The 22523-nt window shown below is 64.3% G+C and carries 21 protein-coding genes, 1 tRNA gene and 1 pseudogene; 12 read left to right on the forward strand and 11 right to left on the reverse strand.

The features are described from left to right. Positions 1-207: 207 nt before the first annotated feature. From ehuB to ehuA, 4 genes are all read left to right on the forward strand, one after another. Positions 208-1062 (forward strand): ectoine/hydroxyectoine ABC transporter substrate-binding protein EhuB, encoded by an 855-nt coding sequence (gene ehuB, locus CAF70_RS23925; RefSeq protein WP_085626935.1) that lies wholly within the window; start codon positions 208-210, stop codon positions 1060-1062. Positions 1063-1124: 62 nt separating this feature from the next. Further along, entirely contained in the window at positions 1125-1784 is a 660-nt protein-coding gene (ehuC, locus tag CAF70_RS23930) for an ectoine/hydroxyectoine ABC transporter permease subunit EhuC (RefSeq protein ID WP_085626937.1), read from the forward strand. Beyond that, a complete protein-coding gene (ehuD, locus tag CAF70_RS23935) occupies positions 1781-2437 on the forward strand; it encodes an ectoine/hydroxyectoine ABC transporter permease subunit EhuD (RefSeq protein ID WP_085626939.1) in 657 nt (218 codons plus the stop codon). The genes ehuC and ehuD overlap by 4 nt, the downstream gene beginning before the upstream one ends. A gap of 59 nt (positions 2438-2496) precedes the next feature. Then, positions 2497-3291 carry an ectoine/hydroxyectoine ABC transporter ATP-binding protein EhuA gene (gene ehuA, locus CAF70_RS23940; protein ID WP_256573315.1) on the forward strand — a complete coding sequence of 265 codons (795 nt, stop codon included), beginning with the start codon at positions 2497-2499 and terminating at the stop codon, positions 3289-3291. Between the two features lie 130 nt (positions 3292-3421). Here the strand turns inward: ehuA and CAF70_RS23945 are convergent, their stop codons facing one another. Further along, positions 3422-4435, reverse strand: a complete 1014-nt coding sequence (locus CAF70_RS23945) for a Fic family protein (RefSeq protein ID WP_085626941.1) — start codon at positions 4433-4435, stop codon at positions 3422-3424. A gap of 179 nt (positions 4436-4614) precedes the next feature. Between CAF70_RS23945 and CAF70_RS23950 the strand changes: the two genes are divergently transcribed. From CAF70_RS23950 to CAF70_RS23965, 4 genes are all read left to right on the forward strand, one after another. Further along, complete coding sequence (locus tag CAF70_RS23950; protein WP_085626943.1) at positions 4615-5004, forward strand: nuclear transport factor 2 family protein; 390 nt, start codon at positions 4615-4617, stop codon at positions 5002-5004. A gap of 95 nt (positions 5005-5099) precedes the next feature. Continuing rightward, the gene (locus CAF70_RS23955; RefSeq protein WP_085626945.1) at positions 5100-6599 is read left to right on the forward strand and encodes a cytosine permease; all 1500 of its coding nucleotides are present in this window, start codon (positions 5100-5102) and stop codon (positions 6597-6599) included. A gap of 13 nt (positions 6600-6612) precedes the next feature. Continuing rightward, entirely contained in the window at positions 6613-8043 is a 1431-nt protein-coding gene (locus tag CAF70_RS23960) for an aldehyde dehydrogenase family protein (RefSeq protein WP_085626947.1), read from the forward strand. 218 nt (positions 8044-8261) lie between these two features. Further along, positions 8262-9479 (forward strand): DUF3422 domain-containing protein, encoded by a 1218-nt coding sequence (locus CAF70_RS23965; protein WP_085626949.1) that lies wholly within the window; start codon positions 8262-8264, stop codon positions 9477-9479. Between the two features lie 33 nt (positions 9480-9512). Here CAF70_RS23965 and CAF70_RS23970 read toward each other — a convergent pair whose 3' ends face one another. The 6 genes from CAF70_RS23970 to CAF70_RS23990 all read right to left on the reverse strand — a co-directional run bounded on the left by CAF70_RS23970 (position 9513) and on the right by CAF70_RS23990 (position 16710). Beyond that, entirely contained in the window at positions 9513-11924 is a 2412-nt protein-coding gene (locus CAF70_RS23970; protein ID WP_085626951.1) for a DUF3772 domain-containing protein, read from the reverse strand. 56 nt (positions 11925-11980) lie between these two features. Further along, a complete protein-coding gene (ada, locus tag CAF70_RS23975) occupies positions 11981-13033 on the reverse strand; it encodes a bifunctional DNA-binding transcriptional regulator/O6-methylguanine-DNA methyltransferase Ada (RefSeq protein WP_085626953.1) in 1053 nt (350 codons plus the stop codon). 148 nt (positions 13034-13181) lie between these two features. Further along, positions 13182-13808, reverse strand: coding sequence for a DNA-3-methyladenine glycosylase (locus CAF70_RS23980; protein ID WP_085626955.1), 627 nt, complete (start codon positions 13806-13808; stop codon positions 13182-13184). 88 nt (positions 13809-13896) lie between these two features. Further along, entirely contained in the window at positions 13897-15054 is a 1158-nt protein-coding gene (locus CAF70_RS23985) for an MFS transporter (protein ID WP_085626957.1), read from the reverse strand. Between the two features lie 83 nt (positions 15055-15137). Then, positions 15138-15275, reverse strand: a complete 138-nt coding sequence (locus CAF70_RS27745) for a hypothetical protein (RefSeq protein ID WP_178076427.1) — start codon at positions 15273-15275, stop codon at positions 15138-15140. A gap of 223 nt (positions 15276-15498) precedes the next feature. Continuing rightward, positions 15499-16710, reverse strand: coding sequence for an MFS transporter (locus CAF70_RS23990; RefSeq protein ID WP_085626958.1), 1212 nt, complete (start codon positions 16708-16710; stop codon positions 15499-15501). Positions 16711-16894: 184 nt separating this feature from the next. On the opposite strand from CAF70_RS23990, the pseudogene CAF70_RS23995 reads away from it, so the two are divergent. After that, positions 16895-17461, forward strand: a pseudogene (locus tag CAF70_RS23995) (FecR family protein); the annotation flags it as partial. 100 nt (positions 17462-17561) lie between these two features. After that, positions 17562-17638, forward strand: a tRNA-Met gene (locus CAF70_RS24000). 82 nt (positions 17639-17720) lie between these two features. Here the strand turns inward: CAF70_RS24000 and CAF70_RS24005 are convergent. After that, a complete protein-coding gene (locus CAF70_RS24005) occupies positions 17721-18335 on the reverse strand; it encodes a LysE family translocator (protein WP_085626962.1) in 615 nt (204 codons plus the stop codon). Between the two features lie 228 nt (positions 18336-18563). Between CAF70_RS24005 and CAF70_RS24010 the strand changes: the two genes are divergently transcribed. Next, on the forward strand, positions 18564-19481 hold the full coding sequence (locus CAF70_RS24010) for a LysR substrate-binding domain-containing protein (protein ID WP_085626964.1): 918 nt from the start codon (positions 18564-18566) through the stop codon (positions 19479-19481). Here the strand turns inward: CAF70_RS24010 and CAF70_RS24015 are convergent. Next, a complete protein-coding gene (locus CAF70_RS24015; protein WP_085626966.1) occupies positions 19421-20002 on the reverse strand; it encodes a D-Ala-D-Ala carboxypeptidase family metallohydrolase in 582 nt (193 codons plus the stop codon). The two genes, CAF70_RS24010 and CAF70_RS24015, sit on opposite strands and share 61 nt — an antisense overlap. Before the next feature lie 66 nt (positions 20003-20068). Here CAF70_RS24015 and CAF70_RS24020 point away from each other — a divergent pair, with 66 nt between their 5' ends. After that, a complete protein-coding gene (locus CAF70_RS24020) occupies positions 20069-21226 on the forward strand; it encodes a hypothetical protein (protein ID WP_085626968.1) in 1158 nt (385 codons plus the stop codon). A 55-nt stretch (positions 21227-21281) separates the two neighbouring features. Here the strand turns inward: CAF70_RS24020 and rimI are convergent, their stop codons facing one another. Both rimI and CAF70_RS24030 read right to left on the reverse strand, forming a co-directional pair. Continuing rightward, positions 21282-21737, reverse strand: coding sequence for a ribosomal protein S18-alanine N-acetyltransferase (rimI, locus tag CAF70_RS24025; RefSeq protein ID WP_085626970.1), 456 nt, complete (start codon positions 21735-21737; stop codon positions 21282-21284). Beyond that, complete coding sequence (locus CAF70_RS24030; RefSeq protein WP_085626972.1) at positions 21734-22519, reverse strand: energy transducer TonB; 786 nt, start codon at positions 22517-22519, stop codon at positions 21734-21736. The genes rimI and CAF70_RS24030 overlap by 4 nt, the downstream gene beginning before the upstream one ends. Positions 22520-22523 lie beyond the last annotated feature (4 nt).

Consider the following 22523-nt stretch of genomic DNA (forward strand, 5'->3'; position numbering starts at 1 on the left):
CACAGCATCCCCTGTACAAGTGCCCCGGGCAATTGTCCTAGTGCAATGCCATCGCCGTTTCAGCTTTTGTATGCTCGGCCCAAGGTCGAACTCCCGCTGCCTGGCAGCCTCGAACAAACGACCCACCCTGCTTTCGCTGTTTTGCTCCACTGCCTCCTAACACAGAGCCGTCGACGACGGTTTTTATAACAAACAGGAGCTTCATTGATGAGCCAGCCTTTCAACGTTCCACGCCCCTTCCAGCGCCTGCTGTTGGCCTGTGCCACCTTCGGCGTGCTCGCCAGCGCCCAGGCCGCCAGCCTGGACGAGATCAAGGAAACCAGCCATATCCGCATCGGCTACGCCAACGAAACCCCGTTCGCCTTCACCGAAACCGATGGCCGGGTAACCGGGGAATCACCGGAAATCGCCAAGGTCATCTTCGAGAAAATGGGCATCAAGCAGGTCGATGGCGTGCTCACCGAGTGGGGTTCGTTGATCCCGGGTTTGCGCGCCGGGCGCTTCGATGTGATTGCCGCCGGCATGTATATCACCCCGGCACGCTGCAAGCAGGTGATCTTCACCGACCCGCAGTACGCCCTGCCGGACACCCTGCTGGTGGCACAGGGCAACCCGAAGAACCTGCACAGCTACGCCGACATCGCCAGGAACCCGGACGTGAAGCTGGCGATCATGGCCGGCACGGTCAACCTCGCCTATGCCCGCGACTCCGGCATCACGGATGCGCAGATCCTTCAGGTGCCGGACACCACCGCCCAGTTGCAGGCCGTGCGCGCCGGCCGCGCCGATGCTGCCGTGGGCACCCAGCTGACCATGAAGGGCCTGGCGAAAAAGGGTGGCGACAAGGTCGAGGCGATCAGCGACTTCACGGATGACCCGGCCCACACCGGCTATGGTGCCCTGGCCTTCCGCCCCGAGGACAAAGCCCTGCGCGACGCAGTCAACGCCGATATGAAGAAGTGGCTGGGCAGCGAGGAGCATCTGAAGACTGTCGCGCCGTTCGGCTTCGACCGCAGCAACGTGACAGACAAGACCGCCGCCGAGCTCTGTGCCCAGCAGTGAATCGAGGTGGCATGGCGCTTGCCGTGCCATTCCCTGTGTAATCCGATTATTCAGGTCGAACCATGGGTGAATTGATACCGTTGTTACTGCAAGGCGCCTGGGTCACTATCCAGGTCACCTTCTTCGGCTCGCTGTTGGCCATCGTCGCCGCGATCCTCGCCGCCCTCGGCCGGCGTTCGTCATGGCGCCCGCTAAGCTGGCTGTGCGTGGCCTACATCGAACTGTTCCGTGGCACCTCGTTGCTGGTGCAGTTGTTCTGGCTGTTCTTCGTATTGCCGCTGCCACCGTTCAACCTCGAACTCAGCGCCTACACCGTGGCCATCGTCGGCCTAGGGCTGCATATCGGTGCCTACGGTGCCGAAGTGATGCGCGGGGCGATCAGCTCGGTGGCCAAGGGGCAGTACGAAGCCTGCACCGCGCTGAACATGCCCGCCTCCATCCGATTCCGGCGGATCATTCTGCCGCAGGCATTGCTGGCGGCCATCGCCCCTGGCACCAACCTGTTGATCGAACTGCTGAAAAATACCTCGCTGGTGTCGCTGATCACCCTGTCGGACCTGAGCTTCCGCGCCCGTCAACTGGACCAGGCGACCTTCCAGACCCTGGAAATCTTCAGCCTTACCCTGCTGCTCTACTTCGTCCTGGCGCAGGTCATCAACCTCCTCATGCGTCGAGTCGAACGGCGCCTGAGCCGTGGTCGTCTGCGGGGGAGCCTGTCATGAATTTCTGGGACTGGAACTACGTCGCGCAAATCCTGCCCGCATTGCTGCAGGCGTCGCTGAAAACCCTGGGCATCACCTTGGTAGGCTTCCTGATCGCAGTGGTGCTGGGCCTGTTCCTCGCCATCGCCCGGCGCAGCCGCCAGGCCTGGCTGTCGTGGCCGGTGGCATTGCTGATCGAATTCATCCGCAGTACGCCGCTGCTGATCCAGGTGTATTTCCTCTATTACGTGCTGCCCAACTACGGGGTCAACATGACCGCCATGCAGGCCGGCATCATCGGTATCGGCGTGCATTACGCCTGTTACCTGGCCGAGGTTTACCGCGGCGGCCTCGACTCGGTGGCGCGCAGCCAGTGGGAAGCGGTGGTCGCCCTCAACTTCGCACCGTGGACCGCCTACCGGGTGGTCATTCTGCCCCAGGCGATCCGGCCGATCCTGCCGCCGCTGGGCAACTACCTGATCGCCATGCTCAAGGACACCCCGGTGCTGTCGGCCATCACCGTGGTGGAAATCATGCAGCAGGCCAAGAACGTCGGCTCGGAAAGCTTCCGCTACCTCGAGCCGATCACCCTGGTCGGTCTGTTCTTCCTGGCCTTGAGCGTCGCTCTGGCCTACCTCGTGCGGCGCCTTGAAGTGCGCCTGGAGCTCCGCTGATGATCGCGCCTGTGACCCACCTCGCAACCGCAACTACCACCCTGCCGTTGGACACCGCCATGCCCGCACCGGTCATCGCCCAACCCATCGTCAGCTTCAAGGACGTGACCAAACGCTACGGCAGCTTCACCGTGCTCGATGGCCTCAACCTGGATGTCGCCCCCGGTGAAAAGGTGGCGATCATCGGCCCCAGCGGCTCGGGCAAGTCGACGCTGCTGCGGGTACTGATGACGCTTGAGGGCATCGACCAGGGCAGGATCGAAGTCGATGGCGAATCGCTCACCCACATGCCCGGGCGCAACGGCGCGCAGCTCATCGCCAACGAGCGCCATGTACGCAAAGTGCGGGCGAAGATCGGCATGGTGTTCCAGAGCTTCAACCTGTTCCCGCACATGAGCGCCTTGCAGAACGTGATCGAGGCTCCGGTCCAGGTGTTGGGCGTGAAGCCGGCCGAGGCGCGCGAACGGGCTGCCGAGCTGCTGGAGATGGTTGGCCTGGGAAACAAGTTCGAGCATTACCCGTCGCAGTTGTCCGGTGGCCAGCAACAGCGCGTGGCGATTGCCCGGGCGCTGGCAATGCGTCCCAAGGTGATGCTGTTCGACGAAGTGACCTCGGCGCTGGACCCGGAACTGTGTGGTGAGGTGCTGAACGTGATCCGCCGGTTGGGCAGCGAGCACAACCTGACCATGCTGATGGTGACGCATCAGATGGGCTTTGCCCGGGAGTTCGCGGATCGGGTGTGCTTCTTCTACAAAGGGCAGATCCACGAACAGGGGACGCCGGCGCAGATCTACGAAAACCCGCAACAGGAACGGACCCGGGCGTTCCTGAGTGCAGTGCGGGAGGCGAACTGACCGACGATCGTCGCTTCGGTATGCCCCTGTGGGAGCGGGCGCGCCCGCGAACACCGGCGAAGCCGGTGCCATGCACCGCGTTGCATGCTTCGCGGGCACGCCCGCTCCCACAGGATGCGCGGCGCGAAACCTACCTTGCAACCCGCCGATATTGCTGTTTGGGGCTCCGTGGTGATTCGGGATCGGTCATTTCGATCAACCCGGCAGCGAGTGCCGGGTACAAGTAACTCTTGCGGAATGTGGCACGGTGCGAAAGGCCCAGTTGGTGCATCAATTCGCTACTCTTTAAAGCGACGCCTGCAGGCAGCACCTTCAGGAGACTGGCTACTTGGTCGGTTACTTGGTCGCTTACTTGGTCGGTTACTTGGTCGGTTACTTGGTCACTGTCCTCTGCTTCGATAAGCGCCCGCAACAAGGCCTCGAGCATAAATTCGACAAACGGGGTTGCTTCTGCAGCTTGGTCGGCGGCGGCCAGGGCAGCGTAGTAAGCGTCCTGCTGCTCACGAATAACGGTTTCCACAGGCAGGTACGCCAACACCGGCCGCCACTGGCTGAGGAGAAGGGTCTGCCATAACCGTCCCATCCGCCCATTACCGTCAGCAAACGGGTGGATGAATTCAAACTCGTAGTGGAACACACAACTGGTAATCAGCGGATGCCAATCGTTATTAGCGAGCCAGTGCAACAAATCCTGCATCAGCGACGCCATCCGGCTGGCCGGTGGCGCCATATGCAGTAGGCGAGTGCCGCGATAGATGCCCACCCCTCCACGCCGGTAGCGACCAGCGTCATCTATAAGCCCATGCATCAGCATGCCGTGCGCAGTGAGCAGATCGTCCTGGGACTCAGCGCGCCAACCGGACATCGCGTCGTAGGTCGCGAACGCGTTACGGACTTCCTGGATTTCGCGTGGCAAGCCCAGAACCCGCTTGCCATCCAGCAAAGCGGTTACCTGCTCCACGCTCAGGGTGTTGTTCTCGATGGCGAGCGTTGCCTGGATGGTGCGGATACGGTTGCCTCGGCGCAGCTGTGGCGTCAGCGCGCCATCACGGTAGGCAGTCAACAACCCCACTTGCTCGCTGATTTCGGCAACCAGAGCCAGAATACGGGGTGTCACCGTCAGTGGTGGTTGGTATTTGCTCATTGCCTACAGCCCATGGGGATCAGCTGTCACCTTAATCCACGGATCACGCGAGGGTAAAGAAAGCGCAGCCATCACTTCACAAATTCCTGAACTGATTATTTGCCCGCAGCGATTTTTCCCCTCGCCGACCGCCACCAGAATCGCTTCACCACAATCACAAGAACCGTGAGGCCACTCCCGTGGACCAGACACTCCAGGTACGGCAAGCTGCCGCCGACCTCGTTGCGGCGTTCGCCAGCAACGACACCGTTTGCTATTTCGCCTGCTTCAGCGAAGACGCCACCTTCCTTTTCCACACCCTGCCGCAACCGCTGCTGTCGCGCCATGCCTACGAGCAACTCTGGGCCCAGTGGCAGGCCGAAGGGTTTGCCGTGCTCGCCTGCGAATCGGGCAATGCCCAGGTGAGCCTGCAGGGTGACGTGGCGGTTTTCATGCACGATGTGGCCACGCACATCCGCATCGCCGGCGAAGAACACCAGTTGAGCGAGCGCGAGACCATCGTCTTCCGCCGCCACGGCGAACGCTGGCTGGCCTGCCACGAGCACCTGTCGGTCGTATCGCCGGCCTGATCTGCTTTTTTACGCGGCCCTGCCGCCCTGCCATCGCACCCACAAGAAGGCCCGCGCACTGCGCCGGCCCACAACAACCGCGCTGGAGCATCACCATGAGCCACTCGACCGGTATCGAGACCAATGGCGTCGAACAGATCCCCGACGATCAACGCGACGCCTCCCCGCTGGACCTGTTCCGCCTGATCTTCGGCGGCGCCAATACCTTCGCCACAGCCGTGCTGGGCAGCTTCCCGGTGCTGTTCGGGCTGTCGTTCCAGGCCGGTGTGTGGGCGATCCTGCTCGGCGTCGGCGCAGGCGCGCTGATCCTCGCCCCCATGGGCCTGTTCGGCGCACTCAACGGCACCAACAACGCGGTGTCGTCGGGTGCTCACTTTGGCGTGCACGGGCGCATCGTCGGTTCGTTCCTGTCGCTTCTCACCGCAGTGGCGTTCTTTTCGCTGTCGGTGTGGAGCTCGGGCGACGCCCTGGTCGGCGGCGCCAAGCGCCTGGCCGGCCTGCCGGAAACCGACCTGACCCTGGGCCTGGCCTACGGCCTGTTCGCGGTACTGGTGCTGGTGGTGTGCATCTTCGGCTTCCGCTTCATGCTGTGGGTCAACAAGATCGCCGTGTGGGCCTCGAGCCTGCTGTTCCTGCTGGGCATCGTTGCCTTTGCCGGGCCGTTCGATGGCGCGTACGCGGGCAGCGTCAACCTCGGCCAGGCCGGCTTCTGGGCGGCATTCGTCGGTGCGGCGATCCTGGCCATGAGCAACCCGGTGTCGTTCGGTGCGTTCCTCGGCGACTGGTCGCGCTACATCCCACGTGAAACGCCCAAGGCGCGCATCATGCTGGCGGTGATCGCGGCCCAGGGCGCGACCCTGATCCCGTTCCTGTTCGGCCTGTGCACCGCCACCCTGGTGGCCACCCAGGCGCCGGACTACATCGCCGCCAACAATTACGTCGGTGGCCTGCTGGCGGTGGCGCCAAGCTGGTTCTTCCTGCCGGTGTGCCTGATTGCGGTGATCGGCGGCATGTCCACCGGCACCACTGCGCTGTATGGCACCGGCCTGGACATGTCCAGCGTGTTCCCACGCCTGCTCAGCCGTGCCGGCGCCACATTGCTGATCGGCGTGCTGGCGATCGGTTTCATCTTCATCGGCCGCTTCACCTTCAACCTGGTGCAGAGCGTGTCGACCTTCGCCGTGCTGATCATCACCTGCACCAGCCCATGGATGGTGATCATGATCCTCGGCCTGATCACTCGCCGCGGCTTCTACCATGCCGACGACCTGCAGGTGTTCACCCGCGGCCAGCGTGGCGGCCACTACTGGTTCCTGCACGGCTGGAACTGGCGCGGCATGGGGGCGTGGATCCCCAGCGCGGCGGTGGGCCTGTGCTTCGTCAACCTGCCAGGGCAGTTCGTCGGCCCGCTGGGCGACCTGGCTGGCGGTATCGACCTGAGCCTGCCGGTCACCCTGGGGCTGGCTGGTGTGCTGTACCTGCTGCTGCTCAACCTGTTCCCCGAACCTGCTGGCGTGTATGGCCCCCAGGGCCCGCGTTGGGTGCGTTGCAAAAGCACCCCGCACACGCCGGTAACCACTGCCGAAATGGCCTGACTGGAAACCGACCATGACCACTTCCCACTACATCGCCGGCCGCTGGGTCGAAGGCCAGGGCAGCGACTGCATCAGCGTCAATGACCCGGCCCTTGGGCAACCGTTCGCCGAACTGATGGCCGCCAGCATCGCCCAGGTAGACCAGGCCGTGACCGCTGCCCGTGGCGCCCTGCCCGCCTGGAAAAATACCAGCGCCAGCGAACGCGCCAGTTACCTGCGCGGTTTTGCCGAGCAACTCGGGCAGCGCCGCGAAGCGCTGATCACCTTGCAGATGCGCAACAACGGCAAGCCACGTCACGAGGCGGAAATCGACCTGGACGACGCCATCGCCACCTTCGGCTACTACGCCGAACTGGCCGAGCAACTGCCCTCGAAAAACCGCGATGTGCCGTTGGCTGCGCCGGGTTTCAGCGCTCGCACACGCCTGGAACCGGTGGGCGTAGTCGGCCTGATCGTGCCGTGGAACTTCCCGCTGGTGACCAGCGCCTGGAAGCTGGCCCCGGCCCTGGCCGCCGGTTGCACCGTGGTGCTCAAGCCGTCGGAAGTCACCCCGCTGATCGAACAGGCCTACGGCCAGATCGCCGATGCCCTGGGGCTGCCGGCCGGGGTGTTGAACATCGTCAATGGCAAGGCCGAAACCGGTGCTGCACTAAGCAACCACAATGGCCTGGACAAGCTGTCGTTCACCGGCAGCAACAGTGTCGGCAGCCAGGTAATGCGCAGCGCTTCGGCGCAGTGCCGGCCGGTGACACTGGAGCTCGGTGGCAAGTCGGCGATCGTGGTGTTCGATGATTGCGACGTGGGCCAGGCGGTGGAATGGATCGTCGCCGGCATCACCTGGAACGCCGGGCAGATGTGTTCGGCCACTTCGCGGCTGCTGGTGCAGGACGGCATTGCCGATGCATTGCTGCCGCGCTTGCAGGCGGCACTGGAAAACCTGCGGGTTGATAATCCGTTGAGCGAAGAGGTCGACATGGGGCCGCTGACCAGCCAGGCGCAGTGGCTGAAGGTGGCCGGCTACTTTGCCACGGCGCGGGAAGAAGGCCTGCAGTGCCTGGCCGGTGGCAAGGCGCTGGACCGGGATGGCTGGTTCGTCAGCCCGACGTTGTATGCCGATGTGCCGAAAGACAGCCGCCTGTGGACCGAGGAAATCTTTGGGCCGGTACTGTGCGCGCGTCGCTTTGCGACCGAGGAACAGGCGATTGCCGAGGCCAACGATAGCCGTTTCGGGCTGGTGGCGACGGTGTGCTCCGCCGACCTGGAGCGCGCCGAGCGGGTGGCCGATGCGCTGGAGGTTGGCCATGTGTGGATCAACTCGGTGCAGGCGGTGTTCGTCGAGACCTCGTGGGGTGGCACCAAGGGCAGCGGGATCGGGCGTGAACTGGGGCCGTGGGGGTTGTCGGCCTACCAGTCGGTCAAGCATGTGACGCGGTGTTTAGGCTGATAGCGCAAGGGGCCGCTTTGCGGCCCATTCGCCGGCAAGCCAGCTCCCACCCCGACCGCATTGACCTCAAGCCATGCGCTATCCCTGTGGGAGCGGGCTTGCCCGCGAAGAGGCCGGTACAGGCGACACAAAACTCTGCCCCCGCGTGACTTTCCCATCCCCGCGCAAAGTCCCACTTCCTGGTACCCCCACAATCACAACACCAGGCCGGACCACCCATGCACCCTCAACGCACCGCCTTGCACAATGAACTGCACGCCCGCCCGTCGCTGTACTTCGACGGCCCGGCGCATGTCTTCCACCTGGCCTTGCTCGGCGGCGATGCTGCCTGCGCGGCACTGCTGCAACGCTGCTGCCCGGAGGCCCTGGACACCGCAGCTGCCCAAGGCATCACGCGCCTGGATGGCCACCCGTTCAAGTGGGAGCGGCACACCGAGTTCTTCACCCTGACCCTGGTGGTGCCCTGCACTGCCGCCGACACCGCGTGGAAAACTCTGCCGCCGGTGCTGGCCGAGGCTATCGCCGCGCAAGCGGCACAAGTGATCAACGCTGTGCAGGTGCTGGTCCGTGACGAGCAGGAACTGGAGTTGCCCCAATACGGCTTCAAGGACCCGTGCGGCTCCTGCGTCGGCGGTGGCGATGCAGTGGTGTGGAGCGATTTTCGCCTGACCGAGGACGGCACCAACCGCTTCCTGTTCATCAACCGTCGCCTCAATGCCTATCGCCAGGGCCGCATGATCCGCCGCCTGCTGGAGATCGAGACGTACCGCATGATGGCCTCGCTGACCCTGACCACCGCCAAGGCCCTGAGCCAGGAGCTGGATGCCTTCGACAAGACCTTGGTCAGCCTCTCGGAGCGCAGTGCCGGGGTCGATGGCCATGATTCCAAAGGGCTGCTGGAAGCCATTGCCCACCTGTCACGCCAGGTGGTCAGCCGCACAGTGAAGACCCGCCACCGCTTCGGCGCCACGCAAGCCTATGCGCAACTGGTGTTCGAGCGCTTGGGTGAGCTGCGGGAAAGCCATGTGGGCGACTGCCAGCGCCTTGGGGTGTTCATCGAACGCCGGTTCAAGCCGACCGTGCGTTACTGCGCGGCCACCGAACAGCGCCTGGAGCAACTGGCGAAGAATGTGGCCAACCTGGGCGACCTGTTGCAGGCGCGGGTACAGGTGGAGATGGAAGAACAGAACGCCGGGATCCTGCACAGCCTCAATGCCCGCGCCGATGCCCAGGTGAAGATCCAGCGGGCGGTGGAGGGGCTGTCGATCATTGCCATCACCTACTACCTGCTGAACTTGTTCAAGCTGCTGTATGGCGGGCTGAATGTGCTGGGGTTGGGGCTGACGGCGCGGGATGGGCTGTTGGCCATGGCGCCGCCGGTGCTGTTGGTGTTGCTGGTGATTTTGCTGAGGATCAGGCAGGCCAAGCAGCATTGAGGCCGGGGGGGGGCGCTTTGCGCCCCCCAAGGCTCACACCGACTCGTCAGCCGAGCGAGCGCCCTCCTGCACCAGCACCATGCTCTGCGGCGACGACAGGGCGATACCCTCGTCACGCAACCGCCCAAGGATGGTGAACAACAGGTCGCTGCGCGTACCGGACACCTGCCGCGGCCCCGCCACATAACCACTCACGCCAATCACCATGCCGCTGCTGGTCAGGTCCTTGAACGACACCGACGTGGCCGGAGCATCCAGAATCGCCTCGTGCTCCTGGTAAGCCGCCAGCAGCAGTTCACGCACGCGGTTGGCATCGGTTTCCAGCGGCAAGGTCAGGGTAATGCCGACCACGCCCAGGGCATTGCCCATGGTCACGTTGCGCACGTTCTGCGAGATGAACTGCGAGTTGGGCACAATCACCGTCGAGCGGTCGGACATCTGGATCTCGGTAGCGCGCACGTTGATACGGCGAATATCGCCCTCGACACCCGCCAGGCTGACCCAGTCGCCCACCTTCACCGGGCGCTCGGTCAGCAGGATCAGGCCGGAGATGAAGTTCTGCACGATCTGCTGCAAGCCGAAACCGATACCCACCGACAGGGCACTGACCACCCAGGTCAGGCTGGTGAGGTTGATACGCAGGGTCGACATCACCAGCATGGCCAGGAAGATGAAGCCCAGGTAACCCACCAGGGTCACCAGCGAGGCACGCATGCCGGCGTCCATGTCGGTTTCCGGCAGCAGGCGATCGCTCAGCCAGCGCTTGACCACGCGGATGGCGAACAAGCCACCGAGGAACATCACCAGCGCCAACAGGATGTCCTGGGGGACGATGTTCATGTTGCCCAGCAGCTTGCCGCCGGTACCGTCCCAGTCACCCAGGCTCAGCAACAGCTCGCTGGGGCTGGTGCCCGACGGCATCAGTGCCAGCAGCAGCGCCAGGAACAGCACCACGGTGCGGCCGATGCCGGCCAGGATGGTGCTGGCCTGGGCCTGGTGGCGTGGCGCCAGGCCCAGGGTCGAGGCCAGCGCCAGGCCACCGGGTTGACGGGGCGACAGCAGGGTTTCGCAGAGGTCGCCAAAGAACGTGGTCAGCAGATAGGCGCAGGTGACCACCAGGCCCACCCACAGCAGCTTGGCAGTCAGGAAATAGGCAAGTGTCAGGTAACCGGTGAGCAGGGCCAGCAGGATCAGCGTCAGCCAGATCACCATCACGAACGGGATCAACCCGGCCAGCCCAGTGGGGCGCTCCAGGTCATGCTTGCGCAGGGTACGGCGGTAACGCAGCAGCGCACCGGCGAAGGTGACCGCCACGACCAGCGCGGTCAGGCCGTTGACTGCCACGGTCAGCGCCAGGCTGGCACCGATCACGCTGTTGATGCGTTCCATGGTCATCATGACCATCAGCGCCAACGCCAGCACCTTGGGGAACCAGCCCAAGGCACTGGCCACTTCATCGTGAATCGGCGGCAGGCGCCAGGACGGGCGCTGCAGCATCAGCATGGCGCGGCCCAGGCCGGTGATGAAGGCACTGAACACCACCAGGGCAAGTACATGGTTGGCCAGGCTGGCGATATCGGAGCCCAGCTCGGCGCTGCTCTCCAGCCCCCATCGTAGTAGCGAGACCGAGCCGGCGATGGTACCCAGGGTTGCCAGGCTCACCCCCAGCGCCAACGCACTGCGGCGCAGGCGGCCTTCGGGCAGCCAGCTGACCATGGCGTTGGCCAGCAAACGCTCGAGCATGCGGCGCACCAAGGTCCAGACCAGGATTGCTGCCACCAGGCTGGCAACGAACAGCCAGCGATTTTCGGCGCTGAAGGCACTGCCGATGGCATCAGCCGTCTCGCCACGCAGGTCACGCAGGCGTGCCACATCGTCCTGGGTGGGGCGAATGATGCTTTGCCAGAACGCCGGGCTCAGCGGGGAGGCCGCGCGGCTGGTGATCTGCGAGTTGAACTGGCTGCGGCGCAGGTTGACGATTTGCGTGGACAAGTCGCGCGCTGACTGGGTCAGCTTGGAGGCCTGGTCCTGCTGCGCCACCAAGGCTTTCTTCTCGGCCTCCAGCGCTTTACGCTGCTGAGTCAGGGTAGCCGCCTCGTCCGGCTGGACCGGGCCGATGACCTTGAGCTTGTCGTCGACTTTTTCAACATCAGTGGTGCGCAGGGCAGTCAACGCATCAGCCTGACGCTGCACCTGCATTGCGCCCAGGCGCAACTGCGAAAGCAGATCGTCATTGGCGTCGCTGGTAACGCCCTGGCGTATCTGGTCCAGCCGCTCGCTCAACTGCTCGATGCTGGCGTTTTCATCCAGCACGTTCGCTTCGGCAACCGCCAGATTGGACAAGGGCGTGGCCGGGGCCGACCAGGCCGGGCTGGCAATGGCCAGCATCAGGGCCATGAAAACCATCAGGCCTGGGCAATAACGGGCAAGGCTCACACGCCTCATCGAATATTCCTCTTTACAATTCGATTTGGCGGGGGATTCTACGCGGCTTCACGCGATCAGGAGAGTGCCGTTTCTCGTTTGAGCAACTGTTGTTTGCGCTCGACGCCCCAGCGGTAGCCGCTGATGTCGCCGTCCTGGCGCACCACTCGATGACAGGGGATGGCCACGGCGATGCGGTTGGCCGCGCAGGCCATGGCCACCGCACGCACTGCCTTGGGCGCGCCGATGCGCTCGGCGATGTCGGTGTAGCTGACCCGGCTGCCGGCCGGCACCTCGCGCAGGGCTTGCCACACCCGCTCCTGAAACGCAGTGCCTTGCACATCCAGTGGCAAGGCCAGGCCCAGCGCGGGTGCTTCGACGAAGCCCACCACCTCGGCGACCAACCGTTCGTAAGCACTGTCGCCGCCGACCAGGTGGGCCTTGGGGAACTGGTCCTGTAGGTCGTGCAGCAGGGCCTCGGGGTCGTCGCCCAGCAGGATCGCGCAAATGCCCTTCTCGCTCTGGGCCACCAGGATCGCGCCCAGAGAGCACTGGCCGAGGGCGAAATGGATGGTTGCCCCGGCGCCGCCGGCGCGGTATTGCCGCGGGCGCATGCCCAGGCGCTGGTCGGCGCTTTCGTAGAAACGGCTATTGGAATTGTAACCGGCGTCATAGATGGCATCGGTGACAGAGCGCTGGCCATCTTCCAGGTGGGCACGCAGGCGCTGGGCACGGAAAGCGGTGGCGTAGCCCTTGGGGGTGAGGCCGGTTTCGGCCTTGAACAGGCGATGCAGGTGGAAAGGGCTGACGGCCAGTCGGGCGCTGAGTTGGTCGAGGCTAGGCGCCGGGTCGCTGGCTTCGATCAGCCGGCAGGCGCGGGTAACCAGCTGGCTGTGGCGCGTGGCGCTGGTGGTGGCTATACAACGTTTGCAGGCGCGGTAGCCGGCGGCTTCGGCGGCGGCCGGGGTGTCGTAGAACTCGACGTTGGTTCGCTTGGCCAGGCGTGATTTGCAGCCGGGGTGGCAGTAGATGCCGGTGGTGCGCACGGCGTAGACGAAGTGGCCGGTGGCGGCGCTTTCGCGGGATGCCACGGCTTGCCAGCGTTGGTCGGGGGTGGTGTAGGGGTTCATTGGTCAGCTTCCAGATAAGTTGTCGCCTGTGCCGGCCCTTTCGCGGGTAAACCCGCTCCCACAGGAATTTCCACAGCCTTTAAAGTCTATGCAGTACCTGTGGGAGCGGGTTTACCCGCGAAGAGGCCAGAACAGGCAGTGCAAGACCTCAGGCCCGCCACAGGTACCAGGCCGCCACGGTGCGGTACGGCCGCCAACCGCCGCCCAGCGAAAGCATCTGCGCAGGCGTCGGTGCCTTGTCCAGCCCCTTCAGCCGCCGATACCCCTCGCGCACGCCAAAATCATCGACCGGCAGAACGTCCGAACGCGCCAGGCTGTAGATCAGCAACATCTCCACCGTCCACCGCCCTACCCCGCGCAATGCTACCAGCCGCTCGATCAACGCCTCGTCAGGCATGGCCAGTGCTTCTTCCCGAGTCGGCACCAGGCCATCCAGCCGGCCTTGGGCGATACCCTGGATCGTCGCCATCTTGCTCGCGGAAAAACCACAGGCGCGCATGGTTTCCGGTGTAACCGCCAGCAACTGTTCCGGCCCAGGGAACTCGGCGTCCGGAAACAGCGCCAACAACCGCCCCAGAATTGCCTCGGCAGCGCGGGCATGCAACTGCTGGTAGGCAATCGCCCGTACCAACACCTCGTATGGCTCACGCCCCGGCGTGGCCTGGTGCAGGCAAGGCCCGGTCGCAGCGATATGCCGCGACCAGTCCGGGTCGAGCGCCGCCAGGTATTCGGTGGCCTCGCGGTACGCGTCAGGCGAAAGATCGGCCAGGATCATGGCACCTCCATCAAGTCGATTGCAGGTCCAGCTTAGCGCAGCCGTTCATCGGGCAAACGCCGGTTCTTGCGCGACCAATTCCTGAGCGTCAGTCGGCTATTGCCGGCAACCGCCCCGCGCCCCGGTACGACTGCCGGGCAAAGCACACGAACAACCCGGCCATCAACGCCAGCGCGATGGGCAGACCATGCGGCGCCACGTCCATCGCCGCACCGCTCACCAAGGGCCCTACCAGGCTACCCACACCCCACAGCAAACCCACGCTGGCATTGGCGGTAACCAGGTCCTGCCCCTTGAAGCGCTGCCCGATCAGCACCAGCGCCAGGGTATAGATGCCGCCTGCCACGGCGCCCAGCAGCGCCAGCAGCGGCCACAGCAGCCAGGTCAGGTTCAGCAGCCAGGGCAGGCCGATACCGATCGCCATTGCCAGCAGCCCGCACACCAGGTGTAGCCCGGTGCGCTCCACCCGGTCGGCCAACCAGCCAAGCGGCAACTGGAACAACATGTCACCGGCAAACACCACGGTCACCATCAGCGCCGCCACGCCCACGGCAAAGCCATGGCTGGTGGCATACACCGGCAGCAACGACAGCACCACGGCATCGAAGAAAGAAAAGAACAAAACCGCTACGCACAACGCCGGCGCTACACGGAAGAAACCAGCCAGGCCGAAGCTTTTTTCGCCCTCTTCATGTTCCACATGGTCGTTGGGCACGGTCAGCACGATGCACAGCAGCGCCAGGCCATAGCAGGCGGTGACCACACCGGTGATCCAAGGGCTGTCGGCGCCCAGTACCGCCAGCATGGCCGGGCCAAGCACCTGAAAGCCGGTGAAGCTGGTGGCGTACAGGGCCATGATCTTGCCGCGGTTGTGCTCCGGGCACAGTTCGTTTACCCACGACTCGCCGAGGATGATGGCGATACCCATGCCCAGCCCCAGGCCCAGGCGCAACAGCGCCAGCAGCCACAGCGAGCCGAACGCCGACTCGAGCAAGGCAATGCTGAGCGTGCACAGGCTGAAGCACAGCAGGTAGATGGTGCGCCGGGTGAGGTGGCGACAGCAGGCGTCGACCAGGAACGCCGAGAGCATCATGCCCGCAGCGGGGATGGCCGAGATGATGCCGATTTCCAGGGTGCTCGCACCGGCATCATGCAGGCGCAACGACACCAGCGGCAGGCTGGCCCCCAGACTGAAACCCACGACCGAAACGGCGAACAACAGGCCCGCCAGCAAACGCATGTTCATGTACCACTCCTTGCAAACCGAAAAGACGTGCAGACACAGGCGCGCACGCCAGGGCGGCGAGCGACGCGAAAGCGCAGATCAGCTCAGGCGAGGTGTGGCGAGAAGGTGAAGGCAAACAGCACGCTGCGGCGACGCTTGAGCACCGTGTCGCTCGGCCACGCACGACGCAGGGCCTGGAAGGCAGGCTGGCGGGCGTCTGGCAGGGACTGGGTACGGCACATTGCTTTGACTACTACGCAGGTGGTTGGGAAAAGAGGCGGCACTCTAGGCCAAGGGTGTCAGGCCGTCAATCGTCGGGGGCCGCTACGCGCCCCATCGCCGGCAAGCCAGCTCCCACAGGTGGAGAGCAACTGTCTTGCAGGGGCTGCGCATGGCTCGAGGGCGATGCGGTCGAGGTGGGAGCTGGCTTGCCGGCGATGGGCTGCAAAGCAGCCCCCGGCAATCTCAGCGCTTGCCGGTACTCGGCAAGAATACCGCCAACAACCCGAACAACGGCAGGAACGAACATACCTCGTACACGTACTCGATACCACGCAGGTCCGCCACATACCCCAGCAAGGCGGCACCAATGCCACCAAAGCCGAACATCAGGCCGAAGAAGATCCCGGCGATCATGCCCACGCTGCCCGGCACCAGCTCCTGCGCATACACCACGATCGCTGAAAACGCCGAAGCCAGGATAAAGCCGATCACCACGCTCAACACAGTGGTCCAGAACAGGTCGGCATACGGCAGCACCAGGGTGAACGGCGCCACGCCGAGGATCGAGAACCAGATCACGGCCTTGCGCCCGATGCGGTCACCGATCGGCCCGCCAAAGAAGGTTCCCGCCGCCACCGCACCGAGGAACAGGAACAGGTGCAGCTGCGAGCTGGCCACCGACACACCGAACTTCTCGATCAGGTAGAAGGTGAAGTAGCTGGTGAAGCTCGCCATATAGAAGTACTTGGAGAACACCAGCAGGCCCAGCACGATCAGCGCCGCAACCACCCGCCCGCGGGAAATGCCATGGGTCGCCTGCACGGCCTTGCGCGCCCTGGCCTGGTTGAGGTGCTCCTTGTACCAGCCACGCAGCATCAGGGTGACGCCGAGGAAGAACAGCGCAGCCAGGCCGAACCAGGCCACGTGAGTCTGGCCGAACGGAATGACAATGGCCGCCGCCAGCAACGGGCCGAACGCCGAGCCGGTGTTGCCGCCAACCTGGAAAGTCGACTGGGCCAGGCCGAAGCGCCCGCCCGAGGCCAGGCGCGCGATCCGCGAGGTCTCCGGGTGGAAGGTCGACGAGCCGATACCCACCAGCGCCGAGGCCAGCAGAATCATCGGGAAGCTGCCGACGAAGGCCAGCATCACGATACCCACCAAGGTGCACAGGGTGCCCAGCGGCAGCAGATTGGGCGCAGGCCGGCGATCGGTAAAGAAGCCGACCCAGGGCTGCAGCAGCGAGGCGGTGATCTGGAACGTGAGGGTGATCATGCCGATCTGGGCGAAACTCAGGTCGTAGTTGGCCTTGAGCATCGGGTAGATCGCCGGCAACACCGACTGGATCAGGTCATTGATCAGGTGCGCCAAAGCGCAGAAACCGATGATGCGCATCACCAGCGGCGTGGCTTGGCTCGCCGTACTGGTGGATGCAGTGGAGGCGCTACTGATAGCCATGTGCCTGGGTCTCCATCCGTAGGTTGGGAGCCAATTATCGGGAAACGAATAGATACATAGCTACCTTTTTTAATTCGCTGATGCGGCGTACTTGCAAATGATTCTCAATATAAATAGCATCCTTGCCAAATCCTCTGTCTTCATTGGGCGAAACCGCCCCCGCGAGCAGACCGAACCCATGACCCCGATGCCTGCTCGCCCCCGTCCACGACCGGTCACCACCCGCCGCAGCCATCTGGGCAAGGGGCTGGCGCTTCTGTTCCTGCTGGGGCTGGGTACTACCGCCTACCTCTACTGGCCGCTGATGCAGCGTCTGGGTAGCCAATTGCACACCGATACAGGTGAGCGCCGTAGCCTGCGACTGGCCGATGGAACCCTCCTGCACCTGGAAGGTGCCAGCGCGATGAACGCCGACCTGCGCGGCCGCACGCGCCAGCTGCACCTGGTGCAGGGCCAGGTTGCCATTGAAGTGATGCTGGATGGCCGGGCCATGGAGGTGACGGTGGGCGATGCGCGCATCCAGGTGTTCGGTACCCGCCTGCAGGTCGCTCGCCGCGCTGACCATGACGAACTGGTGGTACTAACCGGCAAAGTCATGGTTACCCAGGACGGCGAACAGCGCATGGTCTCGGCGGGCGAGCGGGTAACCTTCGATGGCGAACGTATCGGCCCGGTGCAGCAGGCCGACCTCAAGGCCGCCGATGGCTGGCGCAGCGGGCAGATAAAAGCCGGCGGCATGCCGTTGGGCAAGGCAGACCCTGGGGCTGGCCGCTAAGTTTTTGAAAGCGTGCAAATTTTTTTTGAAATGAGTGTTGACAGGGGGGCCGTTCAAGAGAATAATGCGCGCCATCGGCTACATAGCTCAGTTGGTTAGAGCATAGCATTCATAATGCTGGGGTCCGGGGTTCAAGTCCCTGTGTAGCCACCAAACAAGACGAAGGGCTTACCGCAAGGTAAGCCCTTTTTCTTTACCTGCGAAAAATACCCAGGCCCGCCCTCCTTCTCCTGCCTCAACGCACGCCGGTAACAGCGACGGCCAGACCAAGCCCGATCAGCGCCAGGCCGATCAGCCGATCCACCAGCATTTGCCGCTCGATCATCGCCTTGCGCAATGCCGTGCTGGAGAAGAACACCGCCACCAGGCTGAACCACAGCCAGTGGGCAACGGACATGAAAGCGCCGTAGGCAAAATCCAGTACCAGCGGGCTGCCGGGTTGCACCACCTGGGTGAAGGCGCTGATGACGAACAGCATGGTCTTGGGGTTGAAGGCGTTGGTCAGAAAGCCCGTGCGCAGGGCCTGCGTTACGCTAGCCGCAGAGCTGGCGACGCCGTCAAGGCTGATGCGCCGGGTGTTGGTCAGCGACTGGTAACCCAGGTAAACCAGGTAACCCGCGCCCAGCACTTTCATGCCCAGGAACAAAGCCGGGCTCTGGCTGATGATCACCGCGATGCCCAGCACCGTGTACAGAACATGCACCTGCACCCCCAGCGCAATGCCAACGGCGGCAGCCAGCCCGGCCTTGCGACCCTGTTCATAACTACTGCGGGTGACCATGGCGAAGTCGGCACCAGGGCTGATGACGGCGAGCAGGGTGAACAGGGCGACGGCGATGAGTTCGGTCATGCTGGTGGCTCTCGATAGGCGATGGAAATGCACAGACCAGGTAATTATCGAGAGCTTATGGCCCAGGAAAAATCGATTTATAGTGAGGCAAATCTGATAGTTTTCTTCACAGAGGTGTAGTGCCGGTGCCGGCCTCTTCGCGGGCTCGCCCGCTCCCACAAGTCGCTGTGAAACCCTGTGGGAGCGGGCAAGCCCGCGAAGAGGCCGGCACAGGCAAACAGGGATGCCATGAAACTGCCGCCACTCAACGCCTTCCGCTACTTCGACATAGCCGCCCGGACCGAGAGCTTCGTGCGCGCCGCCGAGCACCTGCACGTCACCCATGGCGCAGTCAGCCGCCAGGTGCGCCTGCTTGAAGAAAGCCTTGGCGTGGAGCTGTTCGAGCGCCGCAACCGGGCCATTTTCCTCACTCCTGCCGGCCGTGCCTTGCAGGGCACCACCCAGGCGATCTTCGAGCAACTAGAAGGCGCCGTGCAGCATTTGCAGCAACAGGCCCGCGACAATGTGCTGGTGCTGTCGTGCGAACCGACCATCGCCATGCGCTGGCTGATCCCGCGCCTGCCCCGCTTCCATGCCGCCCACCCCGACCTGCAGTTGCACCTGGTGGCCGCAGGCGGGCCACTGGACTTCGCCCGCAGCGGTGTCGACCTGGCAATACGCCGCGATGACTTCCACTGGGACAAGCAGCTGTACCACCAGAAGATCTGCGACGAATGGATCGGCCCGGTGTGTCACCCCACCGCTCCCATCCAGCTTGAAGGCCAACGCCTGCTGCACAGCGCCACCCGCCCCGGCGCGTGGCCCACCTGGCTGCGCCTGAGCGGTCAGCAGGCCCGGCACACCGAGCGCAGCGACTACGAACATTTCTACCTGTCGATCCAGGCTGCCAGCGCCGGCCTGGGCCTGGCCATGGCCTCAGCCCTGATGGTGCGTGATGAACTCGACAGCGGGCAGTTGCAGGCGCCGTTCGGCTTTGTGCGCGACGGCTCGGCCTACCACCTGCTCAGCCCGCAGCCGTTGGAAGATGGCGGCAAGCGCCAGCGCTTCGCCGCATGGGTGATGGGCGAATGCCGGGACTGCCTGGCTCATCCGGGCTTGATGCAGAACGACGAAGCCGAACGGCCGTCACCACCCCAGGTACGATAACCCGCGGTATCCACATGAATACGCCCGGACGGATAGCGCCCAAGGCCCATGTTCCAGGCCTGGCCATGCTGCTGCCAGAAACGGCACAGCGGGTTGGGGTCCGCCCAGGCGGGTAGCAGGATATCGACGGCGAAGGCGCGAGTGTGGGCGCTGTTGGCGGCCCCCCCGGCGCAAACGTTCAGGCGTGGATCGCGGTAGGCCGAAACCACCTCGAACTGGCGCAGGATGCCTTGCTCGTCGAGCGTCTTGATCAGCGCGAGCGTCGACCGCACGGCCGGCCAGTTACTGGCAGGTGGCACGGCGAAAGGGGACGCACGGCACAGCTTCCAGTCCGAAGCCGAACGCAGCAACTGATGGATCGGCACCACACCATACAGGCGTGCATCCACCAGCATCTGGCGAAACGGCCGTGTCTGATGGTCCCCTGCCCATTGCGCGAACAACCACAAGTCACGCTCATCGGCCTGCACTGCAGCACACAGCATGCCCAGTGCCAGCGGCAGCCATCCAGCCCTTTTCATCCCTGCTCCCCCTGCCACAGTATGTGCACACTGCCGAGCACGGCAGCGCCCAACAAGGAGTTAAGCATGCACAAGATTGCCTTACCGAGCCTCGCCGCCCTGGCCTTCAGCGGCCTTGCCGCCGCCGACGCACGCATCGACCTGGGCGACGCCCAGCGCGTTACCCGCCTCTTCGCCTACCCCAACAACTGCCACGTGATCTGTTATCGCGACTGGACCCTGGAGCAGACCGTCGAACACTACCTGACCCAGAGCGTACGCCGCGACGGCCATGCCGCCGCCCAAGTGCAGGTTAGCCGCGACAATGACCGCCTGCACGCAACCATCAGTGGCGTACCCGCAAGCTATGCCAAGCCGCTGCGCAAGCTGCTCGACAGCGGTGAACTGGCCTATCAGGGAGCCACCCGGCTGAACAAGGACGGTAAATGGTCCTACGACTGGTACCTGTTCCTGCCACTGGGCATGGCCCTGCAGAACCGGCGCAGCATCGAGCTGCTGCACTTCCCGCCGGACTATTCACTGACCCAGGCCCAGGACTACCTGCGCTCCAACACCACCGACCGCTGGGCCGAGCTGCTGACATTCAATGGCGTCGACGCCAGCCAGACCCCGGCCTACCAGACCATCATCGATATCGCTCCCATCGCCGCACCGGCCAGCGCGGGCGAAACGCTGAAGGAAACCTACAGCTACTTCAAGGACTACCAGGTACGCATGGTCAGCGAAATGACCCTGCAGAACCCCGCCAGGCCCCTGCCGATGGTGGCCTTCGGTGCGCCGGTACGCAGCTGGATCCAACAGCAGTACGGGCCGCGGGTAGATGTGCTGGGTCTGGTCAGCATCAGCCCGCAGCCAGGTGCCAAGGTGCCGGTGCTGGGTGCCAACCACCCTAGTGCAATCTGGTATGCGGCGAACAAGGACAGCCACGGTGGCGACCAGGATGCAGCCGATGCCGCCGGCCTGAAAATGATGGGGCAGGACCTGACTGCGGCCTGCTGGCAGGCAGGGATGGGGCGCAATCAACGGGCCGATGCCAGGCTGACGCTGGATGCTTGCTCGACCAAGTGGCAGGTAACGCAGAAGAAACAGACTTGCGAGCTATTCTTCCGCACCGTGCGCAAGTACACGCCGGAGCAGGCGGCCGCCAAATGCAATACCGGCAGCGTGACCAGAAGCCTGCGCGAGCTGGACAAGCCGGCCGAGGTTCAGCCGCTGGATTTGTGATCGACACACCGGCCCTTTCGCGGGCGTGCCCGCGAAAGGGCCGGTGCAGGCCTGCTCAGTCTTCGAGCAGGGTGCAGGCCATCACCAGCGCATCCTCGCGGCCGCCGGCGATCGGGTAATAGTCGCGACGGCGGCCGATTTCGTTGAAACCGTAGCGCTCGTACAAACGATAGGCCGACTGGTTGCTGGCACGCACTTCCAGGAAGCACTCGCGACCATTGAGCTGGTAGGCCCGGGCCATCAGGTGCTCAAGCAGACGCAGGCCCAGCCCGCGGCCCTGGTTTTCCGGTTTGACGGTAATGTTGAGCAGGTGCGCCTCGTCGATGATCACGTTGATCACGCCATGCCCCACCTGCTGCTGGCCGTCGAACATCAGCCAGACTTCGTACGATTTGAGCGCATCCTGAAAGATCCCGCGGGTCCAGGGATGACTGAACGCGGCATATTCGATCTTAAGTACGGCATCCAGATCCGCCTCGGTCATCGGGCGGAAGCTGATCGAGTCACTCATTCAACGCTCTTCCAGCGCGCCATCAGCTGGCGCATGGCTTTCCAGACGTCCGCCTTGCGCTGCGGCTCGTCCATCAACAATTCAAGGCCCGGCAAGGCCCAGGCTTCGCCCAGGCCCTCGAGCTTCAGGGTTTGGTAATAGGCGTCACCATCGGCATTGGCGGCAAAGCGCAGCGCCGGCAGGCCGACCAGCCACAGGCAAGTGCACGGGGCGTCCTCCAGGCGCGCCTGGACAAAGCCCTGGACAAAATCGCGCGCCGCCTCCGGGCCCTGGTCCATGTTGCCGCGCACCAGCAGCGGCCAGCGCACCGGCTCGCCGATGATCTGCGGGGCGTCGGGCAGGCCGGCAGCGCGCAGCATGTCCTTGAGCAGCAGGTAGGACGGGTCGCGGCTCTGGAACGGCTGGCCGGTGGCCAACTCCACCAGCAGCAGGCAACTGCCAGCGCGCAGCAACTGCAGCGAGAAGCGTGGGGGCGGCACCGGGGCCGGGCGTGGCGGTGCGGCCTGCTCCTCGGCCTCGGCGGGCTTGGCGACCGGCTTGGGCGCACTGCCCGGGCGCGGAATCTCGATTTTCGGCCGCTCGCCGGAGCGAGCCTGGGGGGTGGCTGGCGCCTCGGTGGCAGCCGGTGCCGGCCTGACATCGAACTCGAGGTCCTCGACCGGCGCCAGCGGCAGCAGCAGCTCGGGCCGCGACGGTGCGGCGAACGGCAGTTCGGCGCGCGGCAGCCAGTGCACCACTTGCATGGCGGAAAGGTAGGCGCGGCGACGGGGTTCGGTGAGCAAGGTG

Source organism: Pseudomonas sp. B19(2017) (genome assembly GCF_002113165.1).
Classification (GTDB): domain Bacteria; phylum Pseudomonadota; class Gammaproteobacteria; order Pseudomonadales; family Pseudomonadaceae; genus Aquipseudomonas.